Here is a 25,867-nt window from a genome sequence, read left to right on the forward strand (position 1 = left end):
CATCGACGTCCACATGGTCACCCACGAGTTCACCGGCCGCGGCAAGCTGCCCTCGCTCGGCCGGCGCCACTCCAAGCGCCGCACCATCGCCGGCTACGCGGCCGGCTTCGTGGTGCCGTGGATCCTGACCGGGATCCTCTCCCAGGCGCACCACAGCGTGAACCTCACCACCGACGCGCTGATCTTCCAGCTCGGCGTCGTCGTCGTCGCCCTGCTCGGCGGCGCCACCTCAGCGCTGCTGGCCGCCGTCATCGCCTCGGTGCTGCTCAACTACTTCTTCATCCCGCCCGTCCACACCCTGACCATCACCGAGACGAACAACATCGTCGCCCTGGTGGTCTTCGCCGCCGTCGCGCTGGCCGTCTCCACCGTCGTCGACCACGCCGGCCGGCTCACCAGCCGGGCCGCCCGCGCCACCGCCGAGGCCGAGACCCTCTCCACCCTGGCGGGCAGCGTGCTGCGCGGCGCCGACGCGCTGCCCGCGCTGCTGGAGAAGTCCCGGACGGCCTTCGGCATGGACGCCGTCGCCCTGCTCTCCCGCACCGGCGGCGAGGTGCTGGCCCACTCCGAGGCCGAACACCCGGGCGAGCCGGGCGGGGAGACCACCGAGGTGCCGGTCGGCACCGACGCCGTCCTGGTGCTCACCGGCCGCCGACTGCCCGCCGCCGACCAACGCGTCCTGACCGCCTTCGCCGCCCACGTCGGCGCCGCGCTGGAGCGCGACCGGCTGGCCGTCGTCGCCGCGGAGGTCGAGCCGATCAAGGCCGCCGACCGGATGCGCACCGCCCTGCTCGCCGCCGTCAGCCACGACCTGCGCACCCCGCTGGCCGCCGCGCTCGCCTCGGTCGGCTCGCTGCGCAGCCCCGACGTCGAGTTCTCGCCCGAGGACCAGGCCGAACTCCTCGCCACCGCCGACGAGTCGCTGGTCAAGCTCACCCGCCTGGTCGACAACCTGCTCGACATGAGCCGCCTCCAGGCCGGCGCCCTCACCCTGCACCTCTCCGATATCCACCTCGACGAGATCCTGCCGCGGGCGCTGGACAGCCTCCCCGACCCGTACGCGCCGGTCCAGCCGCTCGACCTCGACACCGCCCCGCCGGTGCTCGCCGACCCCCCGCTGCTGGAGCGCGTCCTCGCCAACGTGATCACCAACGCGCTGCGCCACAACGCGCCCGGTGCGCCCGTCCTGGTCACCGCCAGCCACCACGCGGACCAGGTCGAGATCAGGGTGATCGACCGCGGCCCCGGCATCGCCCCCGAGGACCGGGACCGGGTCTTCCTGCCGTTCCAGCGCCTCGGCGACACCGACAACACGACCGGCGTCGGCCTCGGCCTCGCCCTCTCGCGCGGCCTCGCCGAAGCCATGGGCGGCAGCCTGGAGGTCGAGGACACCCCCGGGGGCGGCACCACGATGCTGCTCACCCTGCCCTCAGCAGCCACTCGGGAGGAGCCCGGAAATGAATGAGCGCAGCACGGGGGTCCCCCGGCCGGAGACCGGGGGAGAAGCATCGAGAGGTGCGTGTTCCGCGAAGCGACCGCCGAGCGGGTCGAGGTGGCCGCATGAGTGAGATCCTGATCGTCGACGACGAACCGGCTCTGCTGCGCACGCTGAGGATCAACCTCAGCGCCCGGCACTACGCCGTCCGGACGGCCGCCAGCGGCGGTGAGGCGCTCGACCGCGCCGCCCGCACCAGCCCGGACGCCGTCCTGCTCGACCTCGGCCTGCCGGACGTCGACGGCATGGACGTCCTGCGCGGCCTGCGCAGCCACAGCGCGATGCCGATCATCGTGCTGTCCGGCCGCTCCGGCGCCGCCGACAAGGTGGGCGCCCTCGACGCCGGCGCCGACGACTACCTCACCAAGCCCTTCCAGATGGAGGAGTTGCTCGCCCGGCTCCGCGCGGTGCTGCGCCGGCCCTTAGGCGGCCTCCCGCTGCTCCGGCCGGTCATCGGCGACCACACCGTGGACCTCGCCGCCACCACGGTCACCGGCCCGTCCGGCCCGGTGCGGCTCACCCCGACGGAGTGGCGCATCCTCGCCCTGCTGCTCGCCAACCCGGGCCGGCTCGTGCCCGGACGGCAGATCCTGCGCGAGGTGTGGGGGCCGGCCCAGGAGGAGCGCGGCAATTACCTGCGGGTCTACCTGGCCGGGCTGCGCCGCAAACTGGAGCGGGACCCGGCCCGGCCGCGGCACCTGATCACCGAACCGGGCATCGGGTACCGGTACGAGCCCTGACGGGACGGCTCCGCCGTCAAAGGCCCGTCAAGAGGCGCCGGTTCACCGACAGGAGGGCGTCAAGGCCGGTCGGGAGCGGTCGTGCGCGGGCGTAGCGTCAGTGCTGTCCGAGCGGGCGCCGGCTCCAATGTGGGGGAGGCAGGGGCCCGCTCCCGCCGCCGCAAGGCGGCCAGCAGGTGGGGGAGGGGCGCGCAACTGTCCATTGCGCGCCCCTACGCCTGTTCCCGACGGGCTCAGCCCCCGCCGCTGCTCCCCGACTGCCGCGGCAGCGCCAGCGCCACGGTGTCCGCGAACTCCCGTACGGCGCTGGTCCGGCTGACCACCCGCCCGCTGTGCACCACCAGCCGGCTGTGCCCGCCGGCGAGCGCCCCGGCCAGGCTGTCGCCGCGCACCGCCAGGAGCTCCGCCGGGAACCCGGCGTCCACCCGGACCGGCGGCAGCCCGAGCGCCGTCCGGGCCCGGTTCGCCACCGCGTCGTACGCCTCCTCCGGGCCCAGCGCCCCGCTCGCCGCCAGCAGGTACGCGGCCTCCAGCGGATCCGCCCGGCCGACCGGGTTCGACTGGTCCCGCAGCGTGCCGCTGCCCGCCGACAGCTCGACCCGGGCCTCCGTCAACTCCCTGAGCAGGCCCGGCCGCAGGCCCGTCGGAGGGCCTTCGAGGCCGGAGCAGCCGCCGTTCTGCGGCAGGCACACCACCCGTACCCCGGCGGTGGCCAGCACCGTCGCCGCGCCGCGGGCCAGCGACCCGCACGGGCCGAGCGTCACGCGCGGCTGCAACGGAGCCAACGCGCTGACCAGGCGGGCGAGTTGGGCCGGATCGGCGGCGGTGGTGTGGAGGTCCACCGGGCAGTCCGCCTCGCGGGCGGCCTCCAGCAGCACCTGTACGTACCCGGCCGGGTCCGGGTCCAGCTCCGGACAACCGCCGGCCGCGGTGGCACCCAGCTTGAGCGCGTCGCGCAGCTGCGCCCGGCCGTCCGCCCCGGCCCGGCCGGTCAGCAGCCGGGGCATCGCCACCGCCTGGAGCTCGGCCAGCCCGCGCAGCGCCTGCCGGGCGGTGAGCACCGCCTCCAGCCGGCCCAGCCCGTGCACGTCGCCGATCCGGACGTGGGTGCGCTGGGCGGTGGCGCCGTAGCCGAGCGAGGTGAGTGCGGCCTCGGTGACCCGCCGGGTGAGGTCGGCGGGCGTCTCGGGCGGCGGGGTGGGCAGCGCGGCCGAGAAGGCGACGTCGTAGTGGGCGTGCGCCTCGACGGGCGCGGGAAGCAGCAGGTAGCCCGTGAGGTCGATCTTGGCGCCGGTGGTGACGGTGGGCGTGCCGGGCATGGCGGGCAGCGGGCCGAGGCTGCCCACGGTGCCGACGGCCTGGATCCGGTCGCCGCTGATCCGGACGTCCACCACCCGCCCGTCGGCCAGCCGGGCGCCGGTGAGCAGGAGGACCGGGCCGTGCCCGAGCGGGTTGGCCGCCGGGCCGGGCCCCTGGTGCGGCCCGTCGGCGGCTGCGCTGTCCATCGCCGGCTCCTTCTCGCGCTGGCCCGTCGGGTGGCAGGCCGTCCCGATCAATGAGGGTCGAGCCTATGGGGCCGGGGGGCGGGCTGCTGGGAGGCGGGCAATAGTCGTATCGGCTCGGGCCGCGCGGCTCGCAGGCCGCTCGAACGCGGTGCCTTGGATCGCTCGTCCGTGCACCTCGCCCACCTGCGGTCTTCACGGCCGGATACGGATTTCACCTCTGGGCGCGGAACGTGTAATCTCTTCCTCGTTCGCCCCTATAGCTCAGTCGGTAGAGCGTCTCCATGGTAAGGAGAAGGTCTGCGGTTCGATTCCGCATGGGGGCTCTGGTGAAAAGCAGTCAGCTTCGGCTGTGCTGCGGATCACCGTGGCGGTGTAGCTCAGTTGGTAGAGCAAGCGGCTCATAATCGCTGTGTCACCGGTTCAAGTCCGGTCACCGCTACCCCGCGTAGTCGGTCGGGAGATCGCACTCCCGGTCGGCTACTCTTGTTGTGTTCTTATTCGTTGTCCAAGGAAGGCACTCCCGTGGCTGCCACCGACGTCCGCCCGAAGATCACGCTGGCCTGCGTGGAGTGCAAGGAGCGGAACTACATCACCAAGAAGAACCGGCGTAACGACCCGGACCGTCTTGAGATGAAGAAGCACTGCCCCCGCTGCAACTCGCACACCGCGCACCGCGAGACCCGCTGACCCTCTCGCAGGGCATCGGGCCTGTGTGAATCCAGGTCTCATACTCCGGGCCGCATCCCTCACTGGGTTGCGGCCCGGAGTTTTTTCGTACCCACCGCTTCGTATCCACCGCGTCCTCGAGGAGTTGCCGCCATGGCGCTCGATCCCTCCTTCATCGGGCGGACCTATCCGCCGACCGAGCCCTACGAGGTCGGTCGCGAGAAGATCCGTGAGTTCGCCGTCGCCGTCGGTGACCACAACCCGGCCTACACCGACCCCGAGGCTGCCAAGGCGCTCGGCCACCCCGACGTGATCGCCCCGCCGACGTTCCCGTTCCTGATCACCTACCGGGCCGCGGCCCAGGTGGTCGAGGACCCGGAGCTCGGCCTGGACTTCACCCGGGTGGTGCACGGCGACCAGAAGTTCGCCTACACCCGCCCGGTGCGGGCCGGCGACCGGCTGTCGGTCGACGTGACCATCGACAACATCAAGTCGCTGGCGGGCAACGACGTGCTCACCGTCCGCGGCGAGGTGACGGACGCGACCGGCGAGCACGTGGTGACGTCGGTCATGACCCTGGTGGCCCGGGCCGCCGACGAGGCGGGGGAGTGAGCCCGATGGCGATCAGCTACGACGAGGTCGAGGTCGGCACCGAGCTGCCGGCGCAGTCCTTCCCCGTGACGCGCGACACCCTGGTGCGCTACGCGGGTGCCTCCGGCGACTTCAACCCGATCCACTGGAACGAGAAGTTCGCCCTGGAGGTCGGCCTGCCCGACGTCATCGCCCACGGCATGTTCACCATGGCCGAGGCGATCCGGGTGGTCACCGACTGGGTGGGCGACCCGGCGGCCGTGGTCGAGTACGGCGTCCGCTTCACCCGCCCGGTGCCCGTCCCGAACGACGGCGTCGGCTCCGTGATCGAGGTCTCCGGCAAGGTCGCCAAGCTCCTCGACGACCGCAAGGTCCAGGTCGACCTCGTCGCCACCTTCGGCGGCCAGAAGGTCCTCGGCATGTCCCGGGCCGTCGTCCGCCTCGGCTAGAACCCGTACCGGGTGGAAGGGGTGCCGGGTGGCGTTCCTTCCACCCGTACGCTGGGGGGCGTGCTGGTAGAAAACGACGCCCCCCTTGCCCCGCTGACCACGCTCCGGCTCGGCGGGCCGGCCCGCAGGCTGGTCACCGCGCACACCGACGACGAGGTCGTCGCCGCCGTCCGCGAGGCCGACGCGGCGGGCGAGCCGCTGCTGGTGATCGGCGGCGGCTCGAACCTGGTGATCGGCGACGCCGGCTTCCCCGGCACGGTGCTGCGGATCGCCACCACCGGCTTCGCGCTGGACGGGACGGTCCTGGAGCTGGCGGCCGGCGAGGTCTGGTCGGCGGCGGTCGAACGGACCGTCCTCGACCACGGCCTGGCGGGCATCGAGTTCCTGGCCGGCATCCCCGGCTCGGCCGGTGCCACACCGGTGCAGAACGTCGGCGCGTACGGCCAGGAGGTCGCGCAGACGATCACCGAGGTCGTCGCGTACGACCGCACCGCCGACGAGGTCGTCACGCTGGCGAACGAGGCGTGCGGGTTCTCCTACCGGCACAGTCGCTTCAAGGCGGAGCCGCACCGCTACGTCGTGCTGCGGGTGCGTTTCGCCCTCGCGGACCACGACGGTCTCTCCAGCCCGGTCAAGTACGCCGAGGTGGCGAAGCACTTCGGCGTCGAGCAGGGCGAGCGGGTGCCGCTGGTGAAGGCCCACGACGCGGTGCTCGGGCTGCGCGCGGGCAAGGGCATGGTGCTGGACCCGGCGGACCACGACACCTGGTCGGCCGGCTCCTTCTTCACCAATCCGGTGCTCACGGCTGCGCAGTACGAGTCCTTCCGCACCCGCCCGGGCACCGAGAACGCCCCCGCCTACCCGGCGCCGGAGGGCTGCACCAAGACCTCGGCCGCGTGGCTGATCGACAAGGCGGGCTTCGGCAAGGGCTACGGCAGCGGTCCGGCCACGCTCTCCACCAAGCACACGCTGGCCCTGACCAACCGCGGCTCCGCCACCGCCGAGGACCTGCTCGCACTCGCCCGGGAGATCCGGGACGGCGTGCGGGCGGCCTTCGGGGTGGAGCTCGTCAACGAGCCGGTGATGGTGGGCGTGCAGCTCTAGAGCCGTGGCCCCGGCGCCTCAGGGCGTCGCGCCCGCGGGGCCGTGCCCGTCGGCCAGCCAGGCGTCGATGTCCGCCAGGAGCTCCTTGCGGACGGCCTCCGGCGCGCACGAGCCGCGGACGGACTGGCGGGCCAGCTCGGCGAGTTCGGCGTCGGTGAAGCCCAGCGCGTCACGGGCCAGGTCGTACTGGGCGGCCAGCCGGGTGCCGAACAGCAGCGGGTCGTCCGCGCCGAGCGCGAGCGGCACCCCGGCGTCGAACAGCTTCCGCAGCGGCACCTCGTCCGGGTGCTCGTAGACGCCCAGCGAGACGTTGGACGACGGGCAGACCTCGCAGGTGACCTGCCGGGCGGCCAGCCGCTCCATCAGCCGGGGGTCCTCGGCCGCCCGCACGCCGTGGCCGATCCGGCCCGCGCCCAGGTCGTCCAGGCAGTCCCGGACGGACTCCGGGCCGGACAGCTCGCCGCCGTGCGGGGCGGCCAGCAGCCCGCCCCGGCGGGCGATCGCGAAGGCCCGGTCGAAGTCCCGGGCGAGGCCGCGGCGCTCGTCGTTGGAGAGGCCGAAGCCGACCACGCCGTGGTCGGCGTAGCGGACGGCGAGCCGGGCCAGCGTCCGGGCGTCCATGGGCGACTTCATCCGGTTCGCCGCGACCAGGACCCGGATGCCCACGCCGGTGGCCGCGGCGGCCTGTTCGACGGCGTCGAGGATGAGTTCCAGCGCGGGGATCAGTCCGCCCAGCCGGGGGGCGTACGAGGTCGGGTCGACCTGGATCTCCAGCCAGCGGGAGCCGTCCCGCAGTTCGTCCTGCGCGGTCTCCAGGACCAGCCGGCGGATGTCGGCCTCGTCCCGGAGCACCGAGCGCGCGGTGTCGTAGAGGCGCTGGAAGCGGAACCAGCCGCGTTCGTCGGTCGCCCGCAGCTTGGGCGGCTCGCCGGAACTGAGCGCCTCCGGCAGCCGGACGCCGTGCTTGTCGGCCAGTTCCAGCAGGGTGGCCGGACGCATCGAGCCGGTGAAGTGCAGGTGCAGGTGGGCCTTCGGGAGGCCCCTGACGTCTCGCGGATTCAACAGGCGTTCCATTTGCCGATACTGCCCTATCGGGCCCCCGAACGGGAACCGCCCTCCCCGCATCCCCCGATGGGGTGAAAGGAGGGCGGTCCGCCGGTGAATCCGGCGCGTCGGGTCGACGACGGCCGTCGACCGGGCGTCAGTCGCGGGCCTCGCCGAGCAGCTGCTGGATCCGGCTGATGCCCTCGACCAGGTCGGCGTCGCCGAGCGCGTAGGAGAAGCGCAGGTAGCCGGGGGTGCCGAAGGCCTCGCCCGGGACGGCGGCGACCTCGACCTCGTCCAGGATCAGGCTCGCCAGCTCGCCGGAGGTCTGCGGGCGCTTGCCGCGGATCTCCTTGCCCAGCAGGCCCTTGACGGACGGGTAGGCGTAGAACGCGCCCTCGGGCTCGGGGCAGACGACGCCCTCGATCTCGTTGAGCATCTTCACGATGGTCTTGCGGCGGCGGTCGAACGCGGTGCGCATCTCGTGCACGGCCGAGAGGTCGCCGCTGACGGCGGCGATCGCGGCCCGCTGGGCGACGTTGGAGACGTTCGAGGTGGCGTGCGACTGCAGGTTGGTCGCGGCCTTGATGACGTCCTTCGGGCCGATCACCCAGCCCACCCGCCAGCCGGTCATCGCGTAGGTCTTGGCGACGCCGTTGACGACGATGCACTTGTCGGCCAGGCCGGGCAGCAGGGCCGGCAGCGAGGTGAAGGTCGCGTCGCCGTAGACGAGGTGCTCGTAGATCTCGTCGGTGAGCACCCACAGGCCGTGCTCCAGCGCCCAGCGGCCGATCTCCTCGGCCTCGGCCCGGGTGTACACCGCGCCGGTCGGGTTGGACGGCGAGACGAAGAGCACCACCTTGGTGTTCTCGGTGCGGGCGGCCTCCAGCTGCTCGACCGAGACCTTGTAGCCCGTGGTCTCGTCGGAGACGACCTCCACCGGGACGCCGCCGGCGAGCTGGACCGACTCCGGGTAGGTGGTCCAGTACGGGGCCGGGATGATGACCTCGTCGCCCGGGTCGAGGATCGCCGCGAACGCCTCGTAGATCGCCTGCTTGCCGCCGTTGGTCACGAGCACCTGCGAGGCGTCCACCGCGTAGCCCGAGTCGCGCAGGGTCTTGGCGACGATCGCGTCCTTCAGCTCGGGCAGGCCGCCGGCCGGGGTGTAGCGGTGGTTCTTCGGGTCGCGGCAGGCCTCGACGGCCGCCTCGACGATGTAGTCCGGGGTGGGGAAGTCGGGCTCGCCGGCGCCGAAGCCGATCACCGGACGGCCGGCCGCCTTGAGGGCCTTGGCCTTGGCGTCCACGGCGAGGGTCGCGGACTCGGCGATCGCGCCGATCCGGGCGGAGACCCGGCGGTCGGCGGGGCGGATGGAGGGGTCGGGCTGCGGGGTGGAAGCGCTCATGCCTGCATCGTCGCAGAACCGGGACGGACCGGGCAGCGTGGTTTCACCATCCGTACGGGCCCGTCCGAATCGCGGCCGCCGATGATCGGACGGTGATCATGCGGGCATGCCGGACATAAGCCGGGCAACCGGTGCTCCGGCGAGAAGAGGTTCGACCAAACAGCCCCGGACCACGTACACTCACTGCTCGACGGCCACCGAAAACGACCGGAGCTTTCACCGCATGTGCAGACAGCGGCGGGAGATGCGGTAGGTTGGTCGCTACCGGAGCCGCGAGGCACCGTAGGGCAATAGCTCAATTGGTAGAGCACCGGTCTCCAAAACCGGCGGTTGGGGGTTCAAGTCCCTCTTGCCCTGCTGCTTGACCCGCATTCAGCCCGTTCGCTCCGCAGAGCGAGCGGGCTTGATGCGGAGAGGGCACCGATCAGCACCGCTTTAGCCGGCTAGCACGTGCCCGACCGGGTACGCAGGTGATGCTCGGCAGGACCCGGATTCAGGTGAGGACGAGTGACGGAGACCACGGGCTCCACCGCAACGCCTGAGAGCGGCAACCCCGAGGGTGCCGACGGCGCTGCCGAGAACGCGCCCGCCGAGGGCGAGGAGAAGGCGCTCTCGCGCCGCGACCGCAAGCGCGCCAAGCGTTCGGGCGACAAGTCCGGCAAGCGGGCCAAGAAGGGCCTGTTCGCCAGGATCGGCCTGTTCTACCGCCAGATCATCGCCGAGCTGCGCAAGGTCGTCTGGCCCACCCGCGGCGAGCTCACCAGCTACACCACCGTCGTGGTCACCTTCGTCGTGGTCATGATGGCCCTGGTGGCCGGTCTGGACTACGGCTTCTCCAAGCTCAGCCTGCTGGTCTTCGGCTGACCGAGCCGACCGCCTTCGAAAAGCTTCCCGACCCGGGCCGATCCTTCGGCCCGGGTCGAGCTGTCTGCGCCGCACGTACACGGCCGCTACCGTTGACTCGGTACTGTTGAAGTCTCCGGACATCCACCTGGCGCCCGCGCGAGCGGGGCGCGCGGGCGGGCGTAGCGGAGCGCGCCACCTTCACCATCTCCAGGAAAGAAGCAGCCACCGTGTCTGAGTCCCCCCTGTACGACGCCGACGAGACCGTCCGCGAGGCGGATGTCGCCGCCGAGCTGGACGCGGCCGAGCTGGCTGACGACGCAGAGTCCGCCGAGCAGATCGTGGACGCCGTGGACGGCGACGAGGACGAGGTCGAGGCGTTCGACGAGGCCGAGGCCGGCGAGCCCGCCGAGGAGGCCGCGCTGCACGTGGAGACCGTCGAGGAGCCCGCCGCCGAGGCCGAGGAGGCCGAGGAGGAGGCCGCCGAGGTCGAGGAGGCCGTCGAGGTCGACCCGGTCGCCAAGTTCCGCGAGGACCTGCGCTTCATGCCCGGCGAGTGGTACGTGATCCACACCTACGCCGGCTACGAGAACCGGGTGAAGCAGAACCTGGAGCAGCGCGCCGTCTCGCTGAACGTCGAGGAGTACATCTTCCAGGCCGAGGTGCCGCAGGAGGAGGTCGTCCAGATCAAGAACGGCGACCGCAAGACCATCCGCCAGAACAAGCTCCCCGGCTACGTCCTGGTGCGCATGGACCTCACCCCCGAGTCCTGGGGCGTCGTGCGCAACACCCCCGGTGTCACCGGCTTCGTGGGCAACGCCTACGACCCGTACCCGCTGACCCTGGACGAGGTCGTCAAGATGCTCGCCCCGGACGTCGAGCGCCAGGCGGCCAAGGAGGCCGGCAAGCCCTCGCCGGTCAAGCCGAGCGAGATCCAGGTCCTGGACTTCGAGGTCGGCGACTCGGTCACCGTCACCGACGGCCCGTTCGCGACCCTCCAGGCGACCATCAACGAGATCAACCCCGACTCGAAGAAGGTCAAGGGCCTGGTCGAGATCTTCGGCCGGGAGACCCCGGTCGAGCTGTCCTTCGACCAGATCCAGAAGAACTAGTCGTACGGTCTTCGGATCCGGGGCGGGGCCGTCGGGCCCCGCCCCGGATCCGTTTTGGTCCAGCGGCGCGGACGCGTTAGCCTGGTCCGATGTGTGTGCTGGCGACCGGGTGTCGCCCCGGTTCCGCACGCACCAGCAATCACCTCTCGGAAGGACCCGGAGAGACATGCCTCCCAAGAAGAAGAAGGTCACGGGGCTTATCAAGCTCCAGATCAACGCCGGCGCGGCCAACCCGGCTCCGCCGGTCGGCCCCGCGCTGGGCCAGCACGGCGTCAACATCATGGAGTTCTGCAAGGCCTACAACGCTGCGACCGAGTCGCAGCGCGGCATGATCGTGCCGGTGGAGATCACGGTCTACGAGGACCGCACCTTCACCTTCATCACGAAGACGCCGCCGGCCGCGCGCCTCATCCTGAAGGCCGCCGGTATCGAGAAGGGCTCCAGCGAGCCGCACAAGACCAAGGTCGCCAAGCTCACCAGCGCCCAGGTCCGCGAGATCGCCACGACGAAGATGCCCGACCTCAACGCCAACGACCTGGACGCGGCGGAGAAGATCATCGCCGGCACCGCCCGGTCGATGGGCATCACCGTCGAGGGCTGATCTCCCTTCTCGTCCCCTGTGGTAGGGCCTGCGCAGGTCCGTTGAATACCACAACTCCAATCACCATTCAGGAGCAGCAGTGAAGCGCAGCAAGGCTCTGAAGGCCGCGGACGCCAAGGTCGACCGCGAGCGCCTTTACGCCCCCCTCGAGGCCGTCCGCCTCGCCAAGGCGACCAGCACCACCAAGTTCGACGGCACCGTCGAGGTCGCCATGCGTCTGGGCGTCGACCCGCGCAAGGCCGACCAGATGGTCCGCAGCACCGTGATCCTCCCGCACGGCACCGGTAAGACCGCTCGGGTCCTGGTCTTCGCGACCGGCGAGCGTGCCGAGGCCGCGCGTGCTGCGGGTGCCGACATCGTCGGTGCCGACGAGCTCATCGACGAGGTCGCGAAGGGCAAGCTGGACTTCGACGCCGTCGTCGCCACCCCGGACCTCATGGGCAAGGTCGGCCGCCTGGGCCGCGTGCTCGGCCCCCGTGGCCTGATGCCGAACCCGAAGACCGGCACCGTGACCCCGGACGTCGCCAAGGCTGTCAACGACATCAAGGGCGGCAAGATCGAGTTCCGCGTCGACAAGCACTCGAACCTGCACTTCATCATCGGTAAGGCCTCCTTCACCGACGAGCAGCTGGTCGAGAACTACGCCGCCGCGCTGGACGAGGTGCTCCGCGCCAAGCCGTCCGCCGCCAAGGGCCGCTACATCAAGAAGACCGCGTTCTCGACCACCATGGGCCCCGGCATCCAGGTGGACCCGAACCGCACCCGCAACCTCCTCGTCGAAGAGGACCCGGCCGCGGTCTGACGCCGAGCGAGCGCGAGCGAGCGAAGCGGCGGATCCCGGCCCATGGCCGGTGCCGCGGTCTGAGCCACAGCGCTCCAGAGCAGTCCGTTACGGCGGGCCCGTACTCCCCACGCCGGGAGTACGGGCCCGCCGTCGTTGCGTTGCTGGGCGCGTCGTACGCTCGGCCGGTCGGATCATGTGACCGACTCGTGTCGACCGTCGGAGCGTGCCGTGCTGCCGTCCGCCCAACGCCTCGCCGCCCTCGGGGCCGTCCTGCTCCTGCTCGGGGGCACCACCGGGTGCAGCCTGCTGGCCGTCCCGGAAGCCCGCACCCCCGGCAACGTCGCGGCGGCGGTGCCGCCCAGGCAGGTGGTGCTCGCGGCGGCCCAGGCGCTCGACGACGCCGGCGGGGCCCGGATCGACGTCGTGACGGAGGGCCCGGCCGGCCGTCGCACCGCGAGCGGCACGCTGGTCTGGGGCGACCGGGACGAGACCGACCTGAGCGTCACCGACGAGCTGGGCACGGGGCGGCTGACCGGCCGCGACGGCGAGTTCGACCTCGTCTACCAGGGCGGCGCGGCCAAGCACGCGGACCGTGCGGGCGCCGAGTCGCTGGACCCCCGCGCGGGCGCCTCGCCCGGCGGGTACGCGGGCGGCTGGACGAGCTGGCTGATCAGCACCCCGGGCAGCACGGCGTACACGATGGTCCAGGCCGGGGCGCTCGGTTCGCTCGGTGCCGAGCAGCTGGCCGGGACGACGGTCGCGCACTACCAGGGCGCGGCGCCGGTGGCCGACTACTTCGGTGCGGACAAGGACTTCTCGGCCGAGCGGCTCGCCGGGGTGCTCGCCTACTACCGCGGACTCGGGGTCACCACGATCGGGTTCGACGTGTGGGTCGGGCCGGGCGGTCGGCTGCTGCGGTTGCGCGAGACGGCCAGGGGGAGCGGCGGAACCGTGGTGACCACGACGGACGTCTCCGCCCCCGGGGAGGGAGAGGGAACGCCCGCCCCGACAGGGTGACGGGCGCGCGGGCATCCCCGCGTGCCGGTTCTGGCGATCCGTTAGAGTCCGCCTGAGCGGGAGCCGAAAATCGGCTCTTCAGCGGATCATTCGGATCTTACGGGGGGACTCCCATGCGTGCTGTGCGTCTCGCTTCGGTCGTTGTCACGGCCGCCGTGCTGGTGGGGGGCGTGACCGCCTGCGGCAGCAGCGCCAAGAGCGCGGCCGACACCAAGGGCGGTGACACCAAGGCCGCGGGCGACGCCGTCGCCGGGGCCCTGGCCGGGGACCCGAAGGCCGCGCTGGCCGCCTCCGCGCTGGTGATGCAGAAGGCCGGCAACGGCAAGGTCACCATGGTCGCCCCGGACGGCTCCACCCACACCGGCGGCAGCGGCGACGCCGACTGGAAGGACCCGGGCAAGACGTCCGTGGACCTCACCGGCGAGATGGACACCAAGAAGCTGCGCATCCGGGTGGTCGGGACCGACGTCTACCTCGGCGGAGGGGACGCCGAGGCCGCGGCGCTCGGCGGCAAGCACTGGGTGAAGATGCCGGCCGGCAACGAGATGGGCGACGGCCTCCTGCTGATGACCCAGATGCTCAACCCGGTCGTCCAGCTGACCCTGGCCGCGGCGAACAAGCCGACCAAGGTCGGCCAGGAGGCCGTCGAAGGCACCCAGGCCACCCACATCCGCTCGGTGGAGGACGCCTCCACCATGGTGGCCGGCATGACGGGGCTCAGCCCGGAGCAGCGCCAGGCCGTCCAGAAGTCGCTGGAGCAGGACGGCAAGACCATCACCGTCGACCTCTGGCTCGACGCCAAGCAGCAGCTCGTCCAGCTCCAGGAGTTCGGCGACAAGAACGGCGAGCACGACGCCGTCACCGTCAAGTACACGGGCCTCGGCAGCGCGGCGAAGATCGCGGAGCCCGCCGCGGCGGACCTCGGCAACCCGGCCGACATCCTCAAGCTGCTCGGCTGAGCCGCCCGACCACCGCACGGGGAGCCCATCGGGCTCCCCGGACCACGACTGGCTGCAGCCCCGGACGCGTCGCGCGCCCGGGGCTCCTCAAAGGGGGGGAACCATGGCCGGAACCCGCAAGGCCGCACTCGCCGTCGTCGTCGCCGCACTGGCGCTGACCGCGACCGCGTGCAACGACGACAACGACACCAAGAAGGACGCCGCGCCCGCGGCCCCGACGGCCGCCGCCCCGACGGCCGCCGCCCCGACCGCCGGCGCCCCCGCCTCGTCGGCCCCGGCGCCCGAGAAGCTGACCCCGGCGGCCTTCCTGGAGCAGGTCACCCGCAGGACCGGTGCGGCGCAGAGCGCGAAGATCACCGAAGAGATCTCGATCGCCACCACCAAGATGACCGGGCAGGGCGCGATCTCCTGGGTCGACGGGCTCCAGGGCGACGTCACGATGGACATGTCGGGCTCCCCGCTCGGCAAGCTCCTGGCGCCCCTCACCGGCGGCCAGTCGGCCCCGTACCGCTACACCAAGGACGCGATGTACCTGCGCCTGGGCGGTCAGGCCGCCGGTGCCATGGGCGGGCGGCACTGGCTGCACTACGACAAGGCGGCCATGGCGAAGGCCTCCGGGGGGACGGCCGACCAGCTCCAGAACGCCGACCCGGTCCAGGGCGTGCGCACCCTGATCGCCTCCGGCAAGGTCACCGAGGCCGGCCGGGAGACGGTGAACGGCAAGCCGGCCACCCACTACACCGGTCAGCTCACCGCGGCGGACATCGCGAGCGCCCCGGGCAACGGCCTCACGGCGGAGCAGCTGGAGCAGACCAAGAAGAACCTGGCCACGGCCGGCATCAGCACCGAGCAGATCGACGTCTGGGTGGACGCCGACCAGCTGGTGGTCAAGCGCACCGAGCAGGGCGAGACCAAGAACGGCGCGTTCAAGGTCACCGTCACATACTCGGACTACGGCACCCCGGTGATCGCCCCTGCTCCGGACCCCGCCGACACGGTGGAGCCGTCCGAGCTGGCGGCGATGGACAAGGGGGGCGCCGCCGGCTGACCCGGTCCCGGGTGGCATGGTGGCCGGAACAGCGAGGCCGCCGCGTGCGGCGACCCGGCGGAAGGGGAAGGCGATGGCGGGACGGCGGCGGCTGACGGCCGTGGCGGTCGTCGTGCTGCTGGCGAGCGGGCTGAGCGCGTGCGGCGGTGGCGGCGACGCCGGGCCGACGCCCACCGGCAGCCCGACCCCGACCAGCGCCTCCCCGACCGGGCCGGCCAAGCCGACCGACCGCTCGCCGCACGGCGTCCTGCTCTCCGCCGAGCTGGCCATGCAGACCGCCCGCCGGGCCAAGGTCAGCTACCGGCTGGGGGCCGATGCCGGCGCCGGGCCGCTGTTCTGGCAGCCCAAGACGGCGCTGCAGGTCAAGCGGTCCACCCCGGCCGACGCCGAGCAGCTGATCGTCGTGGACACCGTCGCCTACCAGGGCGGCGACGCGGCCACGGCGGCCCGGCAGGGCGGCAAGCACTGGGAGCGCTTCTCCACGCCGCCGGGCCCGGACGGTCACAAGGAGGTCCCGTACGCGGGGCTGATCGACCTGTTGAACCCGGTCGAGGCGCTGACCGCCGCGACGTCGGACGGCGTGGAGCCGCGGTTCGTCGCCGAGGAGAAGTTCGAGGACTCGACCGTCGAGCACTACCAGGTGACGACGACCGCGGAGAAGTACGCGGCCGCCCAGACCCAGCTGAGCCAGTCCCGCCGGGACGGGCTGCGGGCGGCGCTCGCCCCCGGCGGCTCGCTGTCGCTGACCCTGGACCTGTGGCTGAACGACAAGGACCAGCTGGTCAAGCTGCAGCGCACCGGGACCGGGGACTCCGGCCGGGCGGACGACTCGGTGCTCTACGCCGACCTCGCCGGTGCCCTGCTCTCCGTCCAGGCCCCCGCCGAGACCGACGCCGTGGACACCGGAACGCGCACCGTGTCCCCGCTGGCCCGCTGAGCTTCCGGCGTCCCGGGGACGATTTGCCCCGGACGGCGGAGTCCGGTTACTGTTGCCGAAGCCAAAGACCGCTGGTTGTCGCCACGCGCCCGTCAGGGAGCCGGTGACCGAAGGATCTGCGCCCAGTGCGCAGGCAGCCCGCGCAGGTGTGTCTGGAGCTTCGACTTCCGGGTCCGCGTTCGCGCGAATGCCCGTCGAGGTCGTTCCGAGCCCCGTGCGCCTGCGCACCGGGGCTCATTGCATTTTCCGCAAGAGCTTTCCTTCCGTCCGGTCGGTTCGAGGTGTGAATGGTCGACTTTCGCGGTCGGCCGGACTTCGACATCACGGAAGGAGGCGTAAGCCTATGGCCAGGCCCGACAAGGCTGCTGCCGTTGCCGAGATCACGGACAAGTTCCGTGGCTCCTCCGCGGCGCTGCTGACCGAGTACCGCGGTCTCTCGGTGAAGCAGGTCAAGACCCTGCGTCGCTCGCTCGGCGACAACGCCGAGTACGCCGTGGTGAAGAACACGCTGACCAAGATCGCGGCCAATGAGGCCGGGATCTCCGAGCTGGACGACCTGTTCAACGGTCCGACGGCTGTCGCCTTCGTCACCGGTGACCCGGTGGAGTCGGCGAAGGCTCTGCGTGACTTCGCCAAGGAGAACCCCGCTCTCATCATCAAGGGCGGTGTCCTTGACGGCAAGGCGCTGTCCGCCGATGAGATCAAGAAGCTCGCGGACCTCGAGTCCCGCGAGGTGCTGCTCGCCAAGCTGGCGGGTGCCCTGAAGGCCAAGCAGTCCCAGGCTGCCGCGCTCTTCCAGGCCCTGCCGTCGAAGCTCGTCCGCACTGTGGACGCGCTGCGCGACAAGGTCGAGCAGGGCGGTGCCGGTACGCCGGCTCCCGCCGCCGAGGACGCCGCCGCCGAGTAATTCGGCAGGCTCACGCCTCGCTGCGGGCCCGTGCCCGCCCAACCCGTACATACGGCACCACCTGCCGATTTAGTGGAAGGACGCCATCATGGCGAAGCTGTCCCAGGACGAGCTGCTCGCGCAGTTCGAGGAGCTCACCCTCATCGAGCTCGCTGCCTTCGTGAAGGCCTTCGAGGAGAAGTTCGACGTCACCGCCGCCGCCCCGGTCGCCGTTGCCGCCGCCGGTGTCCCCGGTGCCGCCGCTGAGGCCGTCGAGGAGCAGGACGAGTTCGACGTCATCCTCGAGGCCGCTGGCGACAAGAAGATCCAGGTCATCAAGGAGGTGCGCACCCTGACCTCCCTCGGCCTGAAGGAGGCCAAGGACCTCGTTGACACCGCTGGTGCCAAGGTCCTGGAGAAGGTTGCCAAGGACGTTGCCGAGAAGGCCAAGGCCGCCCTCGAGGGTGCCGGCGCCAAGGTCACCGTCAAGTGATCTCGGGCCCCCTCTGAGGGGGCTCCGGGCCGGGCCGATCACCCTTGCGGGTGGTCGGCCCGGCCTTTTCGCGTTCCCGGCCGCCGGCCGGGACCACCGGTGTGGCCCATCGCTCACTCGGCACTGTCGGTGCCGGGAGGTATGGTGATCACCGTCATCGGGAGTAGCCCCCACCACGGCTTCTGTAACGCCGGAGGGGTTCCGATCGATAGACAGGGCGAGGTCCGCGCCGGAGGCGGGGCCCTTGACGAACCTGGCGTGGCGCGCGATTCTCGAGGCGCGAGTCCCCCCGGTTGGTTTGCGGCTGGATGCATAACCAGCGGCTCCGGCGGGAAGTGACTCCACGTGAGGTGAGCGGCCCGGCTCGGTCCGGGCCGGTGCAGTGCCCAGAGCAGTACCGGTGAGCGCCCGCGCCCGCCGGCTACCGGGAGGAGTCTCCGATTCGGTTTCCGAATCAGAGCTGGACAGCAGTGTGCCCTTTGGCTACACTGTCCCTTTGCGCTGCCTGTTAGCTGCTCCGTGACTCGTCGCCCGGAGTTTGCGTTGCCCTGAAGGGGTCTGGCACCACCTCCGCAAAGCGGCTCTGACCTGGGACTTCGGCCCCGGCGGAGGCCAGTGGCGAGGGAGGCGGGACCAAGCCCAAGCAGGCCCGGCTGGTACGCGCGTAGTGAGCTCCGAGCCCTCGGAAGGACCCCCCTCTTGGCCGCGCCGCGCAACGCCTCGAACAATTCCGCCGCATCCACCGCCCCGCTCCGCGTCTCCTTCGCGAAGATCAAGGAGCCCCTCGAGGTCCCCAACCTCCTGGCCCTGCAGACCGAGAGCTTTGACTGGCTGCTCGGCAATGCGGCCTGGAAGTCCCGGGTCGAGGCGGCGCTGGAGAACGGTCAGGACGTCCCCACCAAGTCCGGTCTGGAGGAGATCTTCGAGGAGATCTCCCCGATCGAGGACTTCAGCGGGTCGATGTCCCTGACCTTCCGCGACCACCGTTTCGAGCCGCCGAAGAACTCGATTGACGAGTGCAAGGACCGTGACTTCACGTACGCGGCCCCGCTCTTCGTCACGGCCGAGTTCACCAACAACGAGACCGGTGAGATCAAGTCTCAGACGGTCTTCATGGGCGACTTCCCGCTCATGACCCACAAGGGCACGTTCGTGATCAACGGCACCGAGCGTGTCGTCGTGTCGCAGCTGGTCCGTTCCCCGGGTGTGTACTTCGACTCCACCCTGGACAAGGTCTCCGACAAGGACATCTACTCCTGCAAGGTCATCCCCTCGCGTGGTGCCTGGCTGGAGATGGAGATCGACAAGCGCGACATGGTCGGCGTTCGCATCGACCGCAAGCGCAAGCAGTCCGTCACCGTGCTGCTCAAGGCGCTCGGCTGGACCAACGAGATGATTCTCGAGGAGTTCGGCGAGTACGAGTCCATGCGCAACACCCTGGAGAAGGACCACACCCAGGGCCAGGACGACGCGCTGCTGGACATCTACCGCAAGCTGCGTCCGGGCGAGCCGCCGACGCGCGAGGCCGCGCAGACGCTGCTGGAGAACCTGTACTTCAACCCGAAGCGCTACGACCTCGCGAAGGTCGGCCGCTACAAGGTGAACCGGAAGCTGGGCAACGCCGAGTCGCTGGACTCCGGCGTGCTCACCGAGCCCGACATCATCGGTGCGATCAAGTACCTGGTGAAGCTGCACGCCGGCGAGACCGAGTGGAACGACGAGACCGGCCGCGACATCGTGGTCGAGGTCGACGACATCGACCACTTCGGCAACCGCCGCCTGCGCAACGTCGGCGAGCTCATCCAGAACCAGGTCCGTACGGGTCTGGCCCGCATGGAGCGCGTCGTGCGCGAGCGCATGACCACCCAGGACGTCGAGGCGATCACGCCGCAGACCCTGATCAACATCCGGCCGGTCGTCGCCTCCATCAAGGAGTTCTTCGGCACCAGCCAGCTGTCGCAGTTCATGGACCAGACGAACCCGCTGTCGGGCCTGACCCACAAGCGCCGTCTGTCCGCCCTCGGCCCCGGTGGTCTCTCCCGTGAGCGCGCCGGCTTCGAGGTCCGTGACGTGCACCCCTCGCACTACGGCCGCATGTGTCCGATCGAGACCCCCGAAGGCCCGAACATCGGTCTGATCGGGTCGCTGGCCTCGTACGGCCGGGTCAACGCGTTCGGCTTCATCGAGACCCCGTACCGCAAGGTCGTCGACGGTGTCGTCACCGAGCAGGTGGACTACCTCACCGCCGACGAGGAGGACCGCTACGTCATCGCCCAGGCGAACGCCCCGCTGACCGCGGACCTGCACTTCGCCGAGCCGCGCGTCCTGGTCCGCCGCCGTGGTGGCGAGATCGACTACATCCCGGGCTCCGAGATCGACTACATGGACGTCTCGCCGCGCCAGATGGTGTCGGTCGCGACCGCCATGATCCCGTTCCTCGAGCACGACGACGCCAACCGCGCGCTCATGGGCTCGAACATGATGCGCCAGGCGGTGCCGCTGCTGAAGAGCGAGGCCCCGCTGGTCGGCACCGGCATGGAGTACCGCTGCGCCGTCGACGCCGCCGACGTCATCACCGCCGAGAAGGCCGGTGTCGTCCAGGAGGTCTCGGCCGACTACGTCACCGTGGCGAACGACGACGGCACCTACACCACGTACCGCGCCGCCAAGTTCACCCGCTCGAACCAGGGCACCGCCTTCAACCAGAAGGTGCTCGTGGACGAGGGCGCCCGGGTCGAGACCGGCCAGGTCCTGGCCGACGGCCCGTGCACCGACGAGGGCGAGATGGCCCTCGGCAAGAACCTGCTCGTGGCGTTCATGTCGTGGGAGGGTCACAACTACGAGGACGCGATCATCCTGTCGCAGCGCCTCGTGCAGGACGACGTCCTCTCCTCGATCCACATCGAGGAGCACGAGGTCGACGCCCGTGACACCAAGCTCGGCCCCGAGGAGATCACCCGGGACATCCCGAACGTCTCCGAGGAGGTCCTCGCCGACCTCGACGAGCGCGGCATCATCCGCATCGGCGCCGACGTGGTCACCGGCGACATCCTGGTCGGCAAGGTCACCCCGAAGGGCGAGACCGAGCTGACCCCGGAGGAGCGCCTGCTCCGCGCGATCTTCGGTGAGAAGGCCCGTGAGGTCCGTGACACCTCGCTGAAGGTCCCGCACGGTGAGTCCGGCAAGGTCATCGGCGTCCGCGTCTTCGACCGCGAAGAGGGCGACGAGCTGCCCCCGGGCGTCAACCAGCTGGTCCGCGTCTACGTGGCCCAGAAGCGCAAGATCACCAACGGTGACAAGCTCGCCGGCCGTCACGGCAACAAGGGCGTCATCTCCAAGATCCTGCCGGTCGAGGACATGCCGTTCCTGGAGGACGGCACCCCGGTCGACATCATCCTCAACCCGCTGGGCGTCCCGTCCCGAATGAACCCCGGGCAGGTCCTGGAGATTCACCTCGGGTGGCTCGCCAAGCAGGGCTGGGACGTCTCCGGCCTCGCCGACGAGTGGGCCCAGCGCCTGCAGGCGATCGGCGCCGACACCGTCCAGGGCGGCACCAACCTCGCCACCCCGGTCTTCGACGGCGCCCGCGAGGACGAGATCACCGGCCTGCTGGACAACACCACGCTCACCCGTGACGGCGAGCGCCTGGTGAACTCCACCGGCAAGGCCCGACTGTTCGACGGCCGCTCCGGCGAGCCGTTCCCGATGCCGGTCTCGGTCGGCTACATGTACATCCTCAAGCTGCACCACCTGGTCGACGACAAGCTGCACGCCCGCTCGACCGGTCCGTACTCGATGATCACCCAGCAGCCGCTCGGTGGTAAGGCGCAGTTCGGTGGTCAGCGCTTCGGTGAGATGGAGGTGTGGGCCCTTGAGGCGTACGGCGCGGCCTACGCGCTGCAGGAGCTGCTCACCATCAAGTCCGACGACGTGCTCGGCCGCGTGAAGGTCTACGAGGCCATCGTCAAGGGCGAGAACATCCCCGAGCCCGGCATTCCCGAGTCCTTCAAGGTCCTCATCAAGGAAATGCAGTCGCTCTGCCTCAACGTGGAGGTGCTGTCCTCGGACGGCCAGTCCATCGAGATGCGGGACTCCGACGAGGACGTCTTCCGCGCCGCCGAGGAGCTCGGCATCGACCTGTCCCGGCGCGAGCCGAGCAGCGTCGAAGAGGTCTGACGGAGGTTGGGCCGGCCCGCTGACCGGGCCGGCCCGCCCCCAGGCCCCCCTCAGACCACATGAACGACTCTCGACTTACGAAAGAGGGCTTGACGACCAGTGCTTGACGTCAACTTCTTCGACGAGCTCCGCATCGGCCTGGCCACCGCCGACGACATCCGCCAGTGGTCGCACGGCGAGGTCAAGAAGCCGGAGACCATCAACTACCGCACCCTGAAGCCCGAAAAGGACGGACTCTTCTGCGAGAAGATCTTCGGCCCCACCCGGGACTGGGAGTGCTACTGCGGTAAGTACAAGCGCGTCCGCTTCAAGGGCATCATCTGCGAGCGCTGCGGCGTCGAGGTGACCCGCGCCAAGGTGCGCCGCGAGCGGATGGGCCACATCGAGCTGGCCGCCCCGGTCACCCACATCTGGTACTTCAAGGGTGTGCCGTCCCGCCTCGGCTACCTGCTCGACCTGGCGCCGAAGGACCTCGAGAAGGTCATCTACTTCGCCGCCTACATGATCACCTGGGTCGACGACGAGCGCCGTCAGCGCGACCTGCCGTCGCTGGAGGCGCACGTCTCCGTCGAGCGCCAGCAGATCGAGAACCGCCGCGACGCCGACCTCGAAGGCCGTGCCAAGAAGGCCGAGACCGACCTGGCCGAGCTGGAGGCCGAGGGCGCCAAGGCCGACGTGCGCCGCAAGGTGCGCGAGAGCGCCGAGCGCGAGATGAAGCAGCTGCGCGACCGCGCGCAGCGCGAGCTCGACCGCCTCGACGAGGTGTGGGCCCGCTTCAAGAACCTCAAGGTCCAGGACCTCGAGGGCGACGAGCTGCTCTACCGCGAGCTGCGCGACCGCTTCGGCACCTACTTCTCCGGCTCGATGGGCGCGGCGGCCCTCAAGGACCGCCTGGAGACCTTCGACCTGGCGGAGGAGTCCGAGCGCCTGCGCGAGATCATCCGCACCGGCAAGGGCCAGAAGAAGACCCGTGCGCTCAAGCGCCTGAAGGTCGTCTCCGCGTTCCTGCAGACCACCAACAAGCCCAACGGCATGGTGCTGGACTGCGTCCCGGTCATCCCGCCGGACCTGCGTCCGATGGTGCAGCTGGACGGTGGCCGCTTCGCGACCTCCGACCTGAACGACCTGTACCGCCGCGTCATCAACCGCAACAACCGCCTGAAGCGCCTGCTCGACCTCGGTGCCCCCGAGATCATCGTGAACAACGAGAAGCGCATGCTCCAGGAGGCCGTCGACGCGCTGTTCGACAACGGCCGCCGCGGCCGTCCGGTCACCGGCCCGGGCAACCGCCCGCTGAAGTCCCTCAGCGACATGCTGAAGGGCAAGCAGGGTCGTTTCCGCCAGAACCTCCTCGGCAAGCGAGTCGACTACTCGGCCCGTTCGGTCATCGTCGTCGGCCCGCAGCTCAAGCTGCACCAGTGCGGTCTGCCGAAGGCCATGGCGCTGGAGCTCTTCAAGCCGTTCGTGATGAAGCGCCTGGTGGACCTGAACCACGCGCAGAACATCAAGTCGGCCAAGCGCATGGTCGAGCGCGCCCGCCCGGTCGTGTGGGACGTGCTCGAGGAGGTCATCGCCGAGCACCCGGTCCTGCTGAACCGTGCGCCCACCCTGCACCGCCTCGGCATCCAGGCCTTCGAGCCGCAGCTGGTCGAGGGCAAGGCCATCCAGATCCACCCGCTCGTCTGCACCGCGTTCAACGCGGACTTCGACGGTGACCAGATGGCCGTCCACCTGCCGCTCTCCGCGGAGGCGCAGGCCGAGGCCCGCATCCTGATGCTGTCCTCGAACAACATCCTGAAGCCGGCCGACGGTCGCCCCGTCACCATGCCGACCCAGGACATGGTGCTCGGTCTGTTCTTCCTGACCTCGGACCGCGACAACGTGAAGGGCGCCGGCCGCACCTTCTCGTCGACCGCCGAGGCGATCATGGCCTTCGACGCCCGCGAGCTGGACGTCCAGGCCCCGATCGAGCTGCGCCTCGGCGCCGGCACCGTCCCGCCGCGCGGCTGGACCGCCCCGGTGGACGAGGACGGCCAGCCGACCTGGTTCGAGGGCGAGCCCTTCCGCCTGGGCACCACCCTGGGCCGCGCGCTCTTCAACGAGCTGCTGCCCGAGGACTACCCGTTCGTCGACTACGAGGTGGGCAAGAAGCAGCTCTCCGCGATCGTCAACGACCTGGCGGAGCGCTACCCCAAGGTCGTCGTCGCGGCGACCCTGGACAACCTGAAGTCGGCCGGCTTCCACTGGTCGACCCGCTCCGGCGTCACCGTCTCGATCTCGGACGTCATCGTCCCGCCGAGCAAGCCCCAGATCCTGGAGGGCTTCGAGGCCAAGGCGGAGAAGGTCCAGAAGCAGTACGAGCGCGGTCTGATCACCAACGACGAGCGCAAGCAGGAGCTCGTCGGCATCTGGACCCAGGCGACCAACGAGGTCGCGGACGCCATGGCCGCGAACTTCCCGAAGACGAACCCCATCTTCATGATGGTCGACTCGGGTGCTCGTGGAAACATGATGCAGATGCGCCAGATCGCCGGTATGCGTGGTCTGGTGTCGAACGCCAAGAACGAGACCATCCCGCGACCCATCAAGGCGTCGTTCCGTGAGGGTCTCACCGTGCTGGAGTACTTCATCTCCACCCACGGTGCCCGTAAGGGTCTGGCCGACACCGCCCTCCGTACCGCCGACTCCGGTTACCTCACCCGTCGTCTGGTCGACGTCTCCCAGGACGTCATCATTCGCGAGGAGGACTGCGGCACCGAGCGCGGCCTGAAGCTGGCGATCGGCTCCGTGGGCGCCGACGGCGTGCTGCGCAAGGCCGACGACGTCGAGACCAGCGTCTACGCCCGCATGCTCGCCGAGGACATCACGGTGGACGGCAAGCTCCTCGCCACCGCCAACACCGACCTCGGTGACGTGCTGATCGACGAGCTGATCCGCCACGGCATCGCCGAGGTCAAGGTCCGCTCGATCCTGACCTGTGAGTCGGCCGTCGGCACCTGTGCCTTCTGCTACGGCCGTTCGCTGGCCACCGGCAAGCTGGTCGACATCGGTGAGGCGGTCGGCATCATCGCCGCCCAGTCCATCGGTGAGCCCGGTACCCAGCTGACCATGCGTACCTTCCACACCGGTGGTGTGGCCGGTGACGACATCACCCAGGGTCTGCCGCGTGTCGTCGAGCTCTTCGAGGCCCGTACCCCCAAGGGTGTGGCCCCGATCTCGGAGGCCACCGGCCGGGCGCGGATCGAGGACACCGAGAAGACCCGCAAGATCGTCATCACGCCGGACGACGGCACCGACGAGATCGCGTACCCGGTGTCCAAGCGCGTGAAGCTGCTCGTCAGCGAGGGCGAGGCGGTCGAGGTCGGCCAGAAGCTGACCATGGGTGCCACCAACCCGCACGACGTCCTGCGCATCATGGGCCAGCGTGCCGTCCAGATCCACCTGGTCGCCGAGGTCCAGAAGGTCTACAACTCGCAGGGCGTGTCGATCCACGACAAGCACATCGAGATCATCATCCGGCAGATGCTGCGCCGCGTGACGATCATCGAGTCGGGCGACGCCGAGCTGCTCCCGGGCGAGCTCGTCGAGCGCGGCCGCTTCGAGCAGGAGAACCGTCGCGTGGTCTCGGAGGGCGGTCACCCCGCCTCCGGCCGTCCGCAGCTGATGGGTATCACCAAGGCCTCGCTGGCCACCGAGTCCTGGCTGTCGGCCGCCTCCTTCCAGGAGACGACCCGGGTCCTCACCGACGCGGCGATCCACGCCAAGTCGGACCCGCTGCTGGGCCTCAAGGAGAACGTCATCCTCGGTAAGCTCATCCCGGCCGGTACGGGTCTGCCCCGCTACCGCAACATCCGGGTCGAGCCGACCGAGGAGGCCAAGGCCGCCATGTACTCGGCCGTCGGCTACGACGACTACGACCTGTCGCCCTTCGGCGCCGGCTCCGGCCAGGCGGTTCCGCTGGACGACTACGACTACGGCCCGTACACCGGCTGAGTCGAGCAGCACTGAGCCG

21 protein-coding genes and 3 tRNA genes are annotated in these 25,867 nt (G+C 70.5%); 21 read left to right on the forward strand and 3 right to left on the reverse strand.

Annotation, left to right across the window (positions count from 1 at the left end; all coding sequences use genetic code 11):
- Together AB0C76_RS09375 and AB0C76_RS09380 are read left to right on the forward strand one after the other, a co-directional pair.
- Positions 1-1,465: ATP-binding protein (locus tag AB0C76_RS09375; protein WP_359962141.1), on the forward strand; the 1,465-nt coding region annotated here is incomplete at its 5' end.
- A gap of 95 nt (positions 1,466-1,560) precedes the next feature.
- The gene (locus tag AB0C76_RS09380) at positions 1,561-2,235 is read left to right on the forward strand and encodes a response regulator (RefSeq protein WP_359962144.1); all 675 of its coding nucleotides are present in this window, start codon (positions 1,561-1,563) and stop codon (positions 2,233-2,235) included.
- 233 nt (positions 2,236-2,468) lie between these two features.
- Here AB0C76_RS09380 and AB0C76_RS09385 read toward each other — a convergent pair whose 3' ends face one another.
- Positions 2,469-3,740, reverse strand: a complete 1,272-nt coding sequence (locus tag AB0C76_RS09385; protein WP_359962147.1) for a hydrolase — start codon at positions 3,738-3,740, stop codon at positions 2,469-2,471.
- A 250-nt stretch (positions 3,741-3,990) separates the two neighbouring features.
- Here AB0C76_RS09385 and AB0C76_RS09390 point away from each other — a divergent pair.
- The 6 genes from AB0C76_RS09390 (at position 3,991) to AB0C76_RS09415 (ending at position 6,550) form a co-directional block, all read left to right on the forward strand.
- Positions 3,991-4,063: transfer RNA gene (locus tag AB0C76_RS09390), tRNA-Thr, on the forward strand.
- 43 nt (positions 4,064-4,106) lie between these two features.
- A tRNA-Met gene (locus AB0C76_RS09395) sits at positions 4,107-4,179 on the forward strand.
- A gap of 83 nt (positions 4,180-4,262) precedes the next feature.
- On the forward strand, positions 4,263-4,427 hold the full coding sequence (gene rpmG / locus AB0C76_RS09400; RefSeq protein WP_006604855.1) for a 50S ribosomal protein L33: 165 nt from the start codon (positions 4,263-4,265) through the stop codon (positions 4,425-4,427).
- Between the two features lie 132 nt (positions 4,428-4,559).
- A complete protein-coding gene (locus AB0C76_RS09405) occupies positions 4,560-5,018 on the forward strand; it encodes a MaoC family dehydratase N-terminal domain-containing protein (protein WP_359962150.1) in 459 nt (152 codons plus the stop codon).
- Between the two features lie 5 nt (positions 5,019-5,023).
- A complete protein-coding gene (locus AB0C76_RS09410; RefSeq protein WP_359962153.1) occupies positions 5,024-5,446 on the forward strand; it encodes a MaoC family dehydratase in 423 nt (140 codons plus the stop codon).
- Positions 5,447-5,506: 60 nt separating this feature from the next.
- The gene (locus tag AB0C76_RS09415; protein WP_359962156.1) at positions 5,507-6,550 is read left to right on the forward strand and encodes a UDP-N-acetylmuramate dehydrogenase; all 1,044 of its coding nucleotides are present in this window, start codon (positions 5,507-5,509) and stop codon (positions 6,548-6,550) included.
- Between the two features lie 18 nt (positions 6,551-6,568).
- Here the strand turns inward: AB0C76_RS09415 and AB0C76_RS09420 are convergent, their stop codons facing one another.
- Together AB0C76_RS09420 and AB0C76_RS09425 are read right to left on the reverse strand one after the other, a co-directional pair.
- Complete coding sequence (locus AB0C76_RS09420; protein WP_359962159.1) at positions 6,569-7,624, reverse strand: adenosine deaminase; 1,056 nt, start codon at positions 7,622-7,624, stop codon at positions 6,569-6,571.
- A 127-nt stretch (positions 7,625-7,751) separates the two neighbouring features.
- Positions 7,752-8,999 carry a pyridoxal phosphate-dependent aminotransferase gene (locus AB0C76_RS09425; RefSeq protein ID WP_359962162.1) on the reverse strand — a complete coding sequence of 416 codons (1,248 nt, stop codon included), beginning with the start codon at positions 8,997-8,999 and terminating at the stop codon, positions 7,752-7,754.
- A gap of 284 nt (positions 9,000-9,283) precedes the next feature.
- Here AB0C76_RS09425 and AB0C76_RS09430 point away from each other — a divergent pair.
- The 13 genes from AB0C76_RS09430 to AB0C76_RS09490 all read left to right on the forward strand — a co-directional run bounded on the left by AB0C76_RS09430 (position 9,284) and on the right by AB0C76_RS09490 (position 25,848).
- Positions 9,284-9,356: transfer RNA gene (locus tag AB0C76_RS09430), tRNA-Trp, on the forward strand.
- Positions 9,357-9,506: 150 nt separating this feature from the next.
- Positions 9,507-9,863 carry a preprotein translocase subunit SecE gene (gene secE, locus AB0C76_RS09435; protein WP_359962165.1) on the forward strand — a complete coding sequence of 119 codons (357 nt, stop codon included), beginning with the start codon at positions 9,507-9,509 and terminating at the stop codon, positions 9,861-9,863.
- A 209-nt stretch (positions 9,864-10,072) separates the two neighbouring features.
- A complete protein-coding gene (gene nusG, locus AB0C76_RS09440) occupies positions 10,073-10,954 on the forward strand; it encodes a transcription termination/antitermination protein NusG (protein WP_359962168.1) in 882 nt (293 codons plus the stop codon).
- Between the two features lie 166 nt (positions 10,955-11,120).
- Entirely contained in the window at positions 11,121-11,555 is a 435-nt protein-coding gene (rplK, locus tag AB0C76_RS09445; RefSeq protein WP_359962171.1) for a 50S ribosomal protein L11, read from the forward strand.
- 79 nt (positions 11,556-11,634) lie between these two features.
- Positions 11,635-12,357, forward strand: coding sequence for a 50S ribosomal protein L1 (rplA, locus tag AB0C76_RS09450; RefSeq protein WP_030290441.1), 723 nt, complete (start codon positions 11,635-11,637; stop codon positions 12,355-12,357).
- Between the two features lie 210 nt (positions 12,358-12,567).
- Positions 12,568-13,356 carry a hypothetical protein gene (locus tag AB0C76_RS09455; RefSeq protein ID WP_359962174.1) on the forward strand — a complete coding sequence of 263 codons (789 nt, stop codon included), beginning with the start codon at positions 12,568-12,570 and terminating at the stop codon, positions 13,354-13,356.
- Positions 13,357-13,478: 122 nt separating this feature from the next.
- Positions 13,479-14,315, forward strand: coding sequence for a hypothetical protein (locus tag AB0C76_RS09460; RefSeq protein WP_359962177.1), 837 nt, complete (start codon positions 13,479-13,481; stop codon positions 14,313-14,315).
- A 103-nt stretch (positions 14,316-14,418) separates the two neighbouring features.
- Positions 14,419-15,363 (forward strand): hypothetical protein, encoded by a 945-nt coding sequence (locus AB0C76_RS09465; protein ID WP_359962180.1) that lies wholly within the window; start codon positions 14,419-14,421, stop codon positions 15,361-15,363.
- Between the two features lie 73 nt (positions 15,364-15,436).
- Positions 15,437-16,300 (forward strand): hypothetical protein, encoded by an 864-nt coding sequence (locus AB0C76_RS09470; protein WP_359962183.1) that lies wholly within the window; start codon positions 15,437-15,439, stop codon positions 16,298-16,300.
- A 343-nt stretch (positions 16,301-16,643) separates the two neighbouring features.
- Complete coding sequence (rplJ, locus tag AB0C76_RS09475) at positions 16,644-17,207, forward strand: 50S ribosomal protein L10 (RefSeq protein ID WP_350503606.1); 564 nt, start codon at positions 16,644-16,646, stop codon at positions 17,205-17,207.
- An 88-nt stretch (positions 17,208-17,295) separates the two neighbouring features.
- The gene (rplL, locus tag AB0C76_RS09480; RefSeq protein WP_316523480.1) at positions 17,296-17,679 is read left to right on the forward strand and encodes a 50S ribosomal protein L7/L12; all 384 of its coding nucleotides are present in this window, start codon (positions 17,296-17,298) and stop codon (positions 17,677-17,679) included.
- A 699-nt stretch (positions 17,680-18,378) separates the two neighbouring features.
- Complete coding sequence (rpoB, locus tag AB0C76_RS09485; RefSeq protein WP_329930352.1) at positions 18,379-21,855, forward strand: DNA-directed RNA polymerase subunit beta; 3,477 nt, start codon at positions 18,379-18,381, stop codon at positions 21,853-21,855.
- A gap of 99 nt (positions 21,856-21,954) precedes the next feature.
- On the forward strand, positions 21,955-25,848 hold the full coding sequence (locus AB0C76_RS09490; protein WP_359962188.1) for a DNA-directed RNA polymerase subunit beta': 3,894 nt from the start codon (positions 21,955-21,957) through the stop codon (positions 25,846-25,848).
- The last annotated feature ends 19 nt before the right edge of the window (positions 25,849-25,867 follow it).

Origin of the sequence: Kitasatospora sp. NPDC048722 (assembly GCF_040650235.1) — a bacterium.
GTDB lineage: Bacteria > Actinomycetota > Actinomycetes > Streptomycetales > Streptomycetaceae > Kitasatospora.

Coding starts and splice junctions, on each gene's coding strand:
- AB0C76_RS09380 (WP_359962144.1), top strand. CDS start 1,561: ATGAGTGAGATCCTGATCGTCGACGACGAACCGGCTCTGCTGCGCACG.
- AB0C76_RS09385 (WP_359962147.1), bottom strand. CDS start 3,740: ATGGACAGCGCAGCCGCCGACGGGCCGCACCAGGGGCCCGGCCCGGCG.
- rplK (WP_359962171.1), top strand. CDS start 11,121: ATGCCTCCCAAGAAGAAGAAGGTCACGGGGCTTATCAAGCTCCAGATC.
- rplJ (WP_350503606.1), top strand. CDS start 16,644: ATGGCCAGGCCCGACAAGGCTGCTGCCGTTGCCGAGATCACGGACAAG.
- AB0C76_RS09420 (WP_359962159.1), bottom strand. CDS start 7,624: ATGGAACGCCTGTTGAATCCGCGAGACGTCAGGGGCCTCCCGAAGGCC.
- AB0C76_RS09410 (WP_359962153.1), top strand. CDS start 5,024: ATGGCGATCAGCTACGACGAGGTCGAGGTCGGCACCGAGCTGCCGGCG.
- AB0C76_RS09470 (WP_359962183.1), top strand. CDS start 15,437: ATGGCGGGACGGCGGCGGCTGACGGCCGTGGCGGTCGTCGTGCTGCTG.
- AB0C76_RS09465 (WP_359962180.1), top strand. CDS start 14,419: ATGGCCGGAACCCGCAAGGCCGCACTCGCCGTCGTCGTCGCCGCACTG.
- rplL (WP_316523480.1), top strand. CDS start 17,296: ATGGCGAAGCTGTCCCAGGACGAGCTGCTCGCGCAGTTCGAGGAGCTC.
- AB0C76_RS09405 (WP_359962150.1), top strand. CDS start 4,560: ATGGCGCTCGATCCCTCCTTCATCGGGCGGACCTATCCGCCGACCGAG.
- AB0C76_RS09425 (WP_359962162.1), bottom strand. CDS start 8,999: ATGAGCGCTTCCACCCCGCAGCCCGACCCCTCCATCCGCCCCGCCGAC.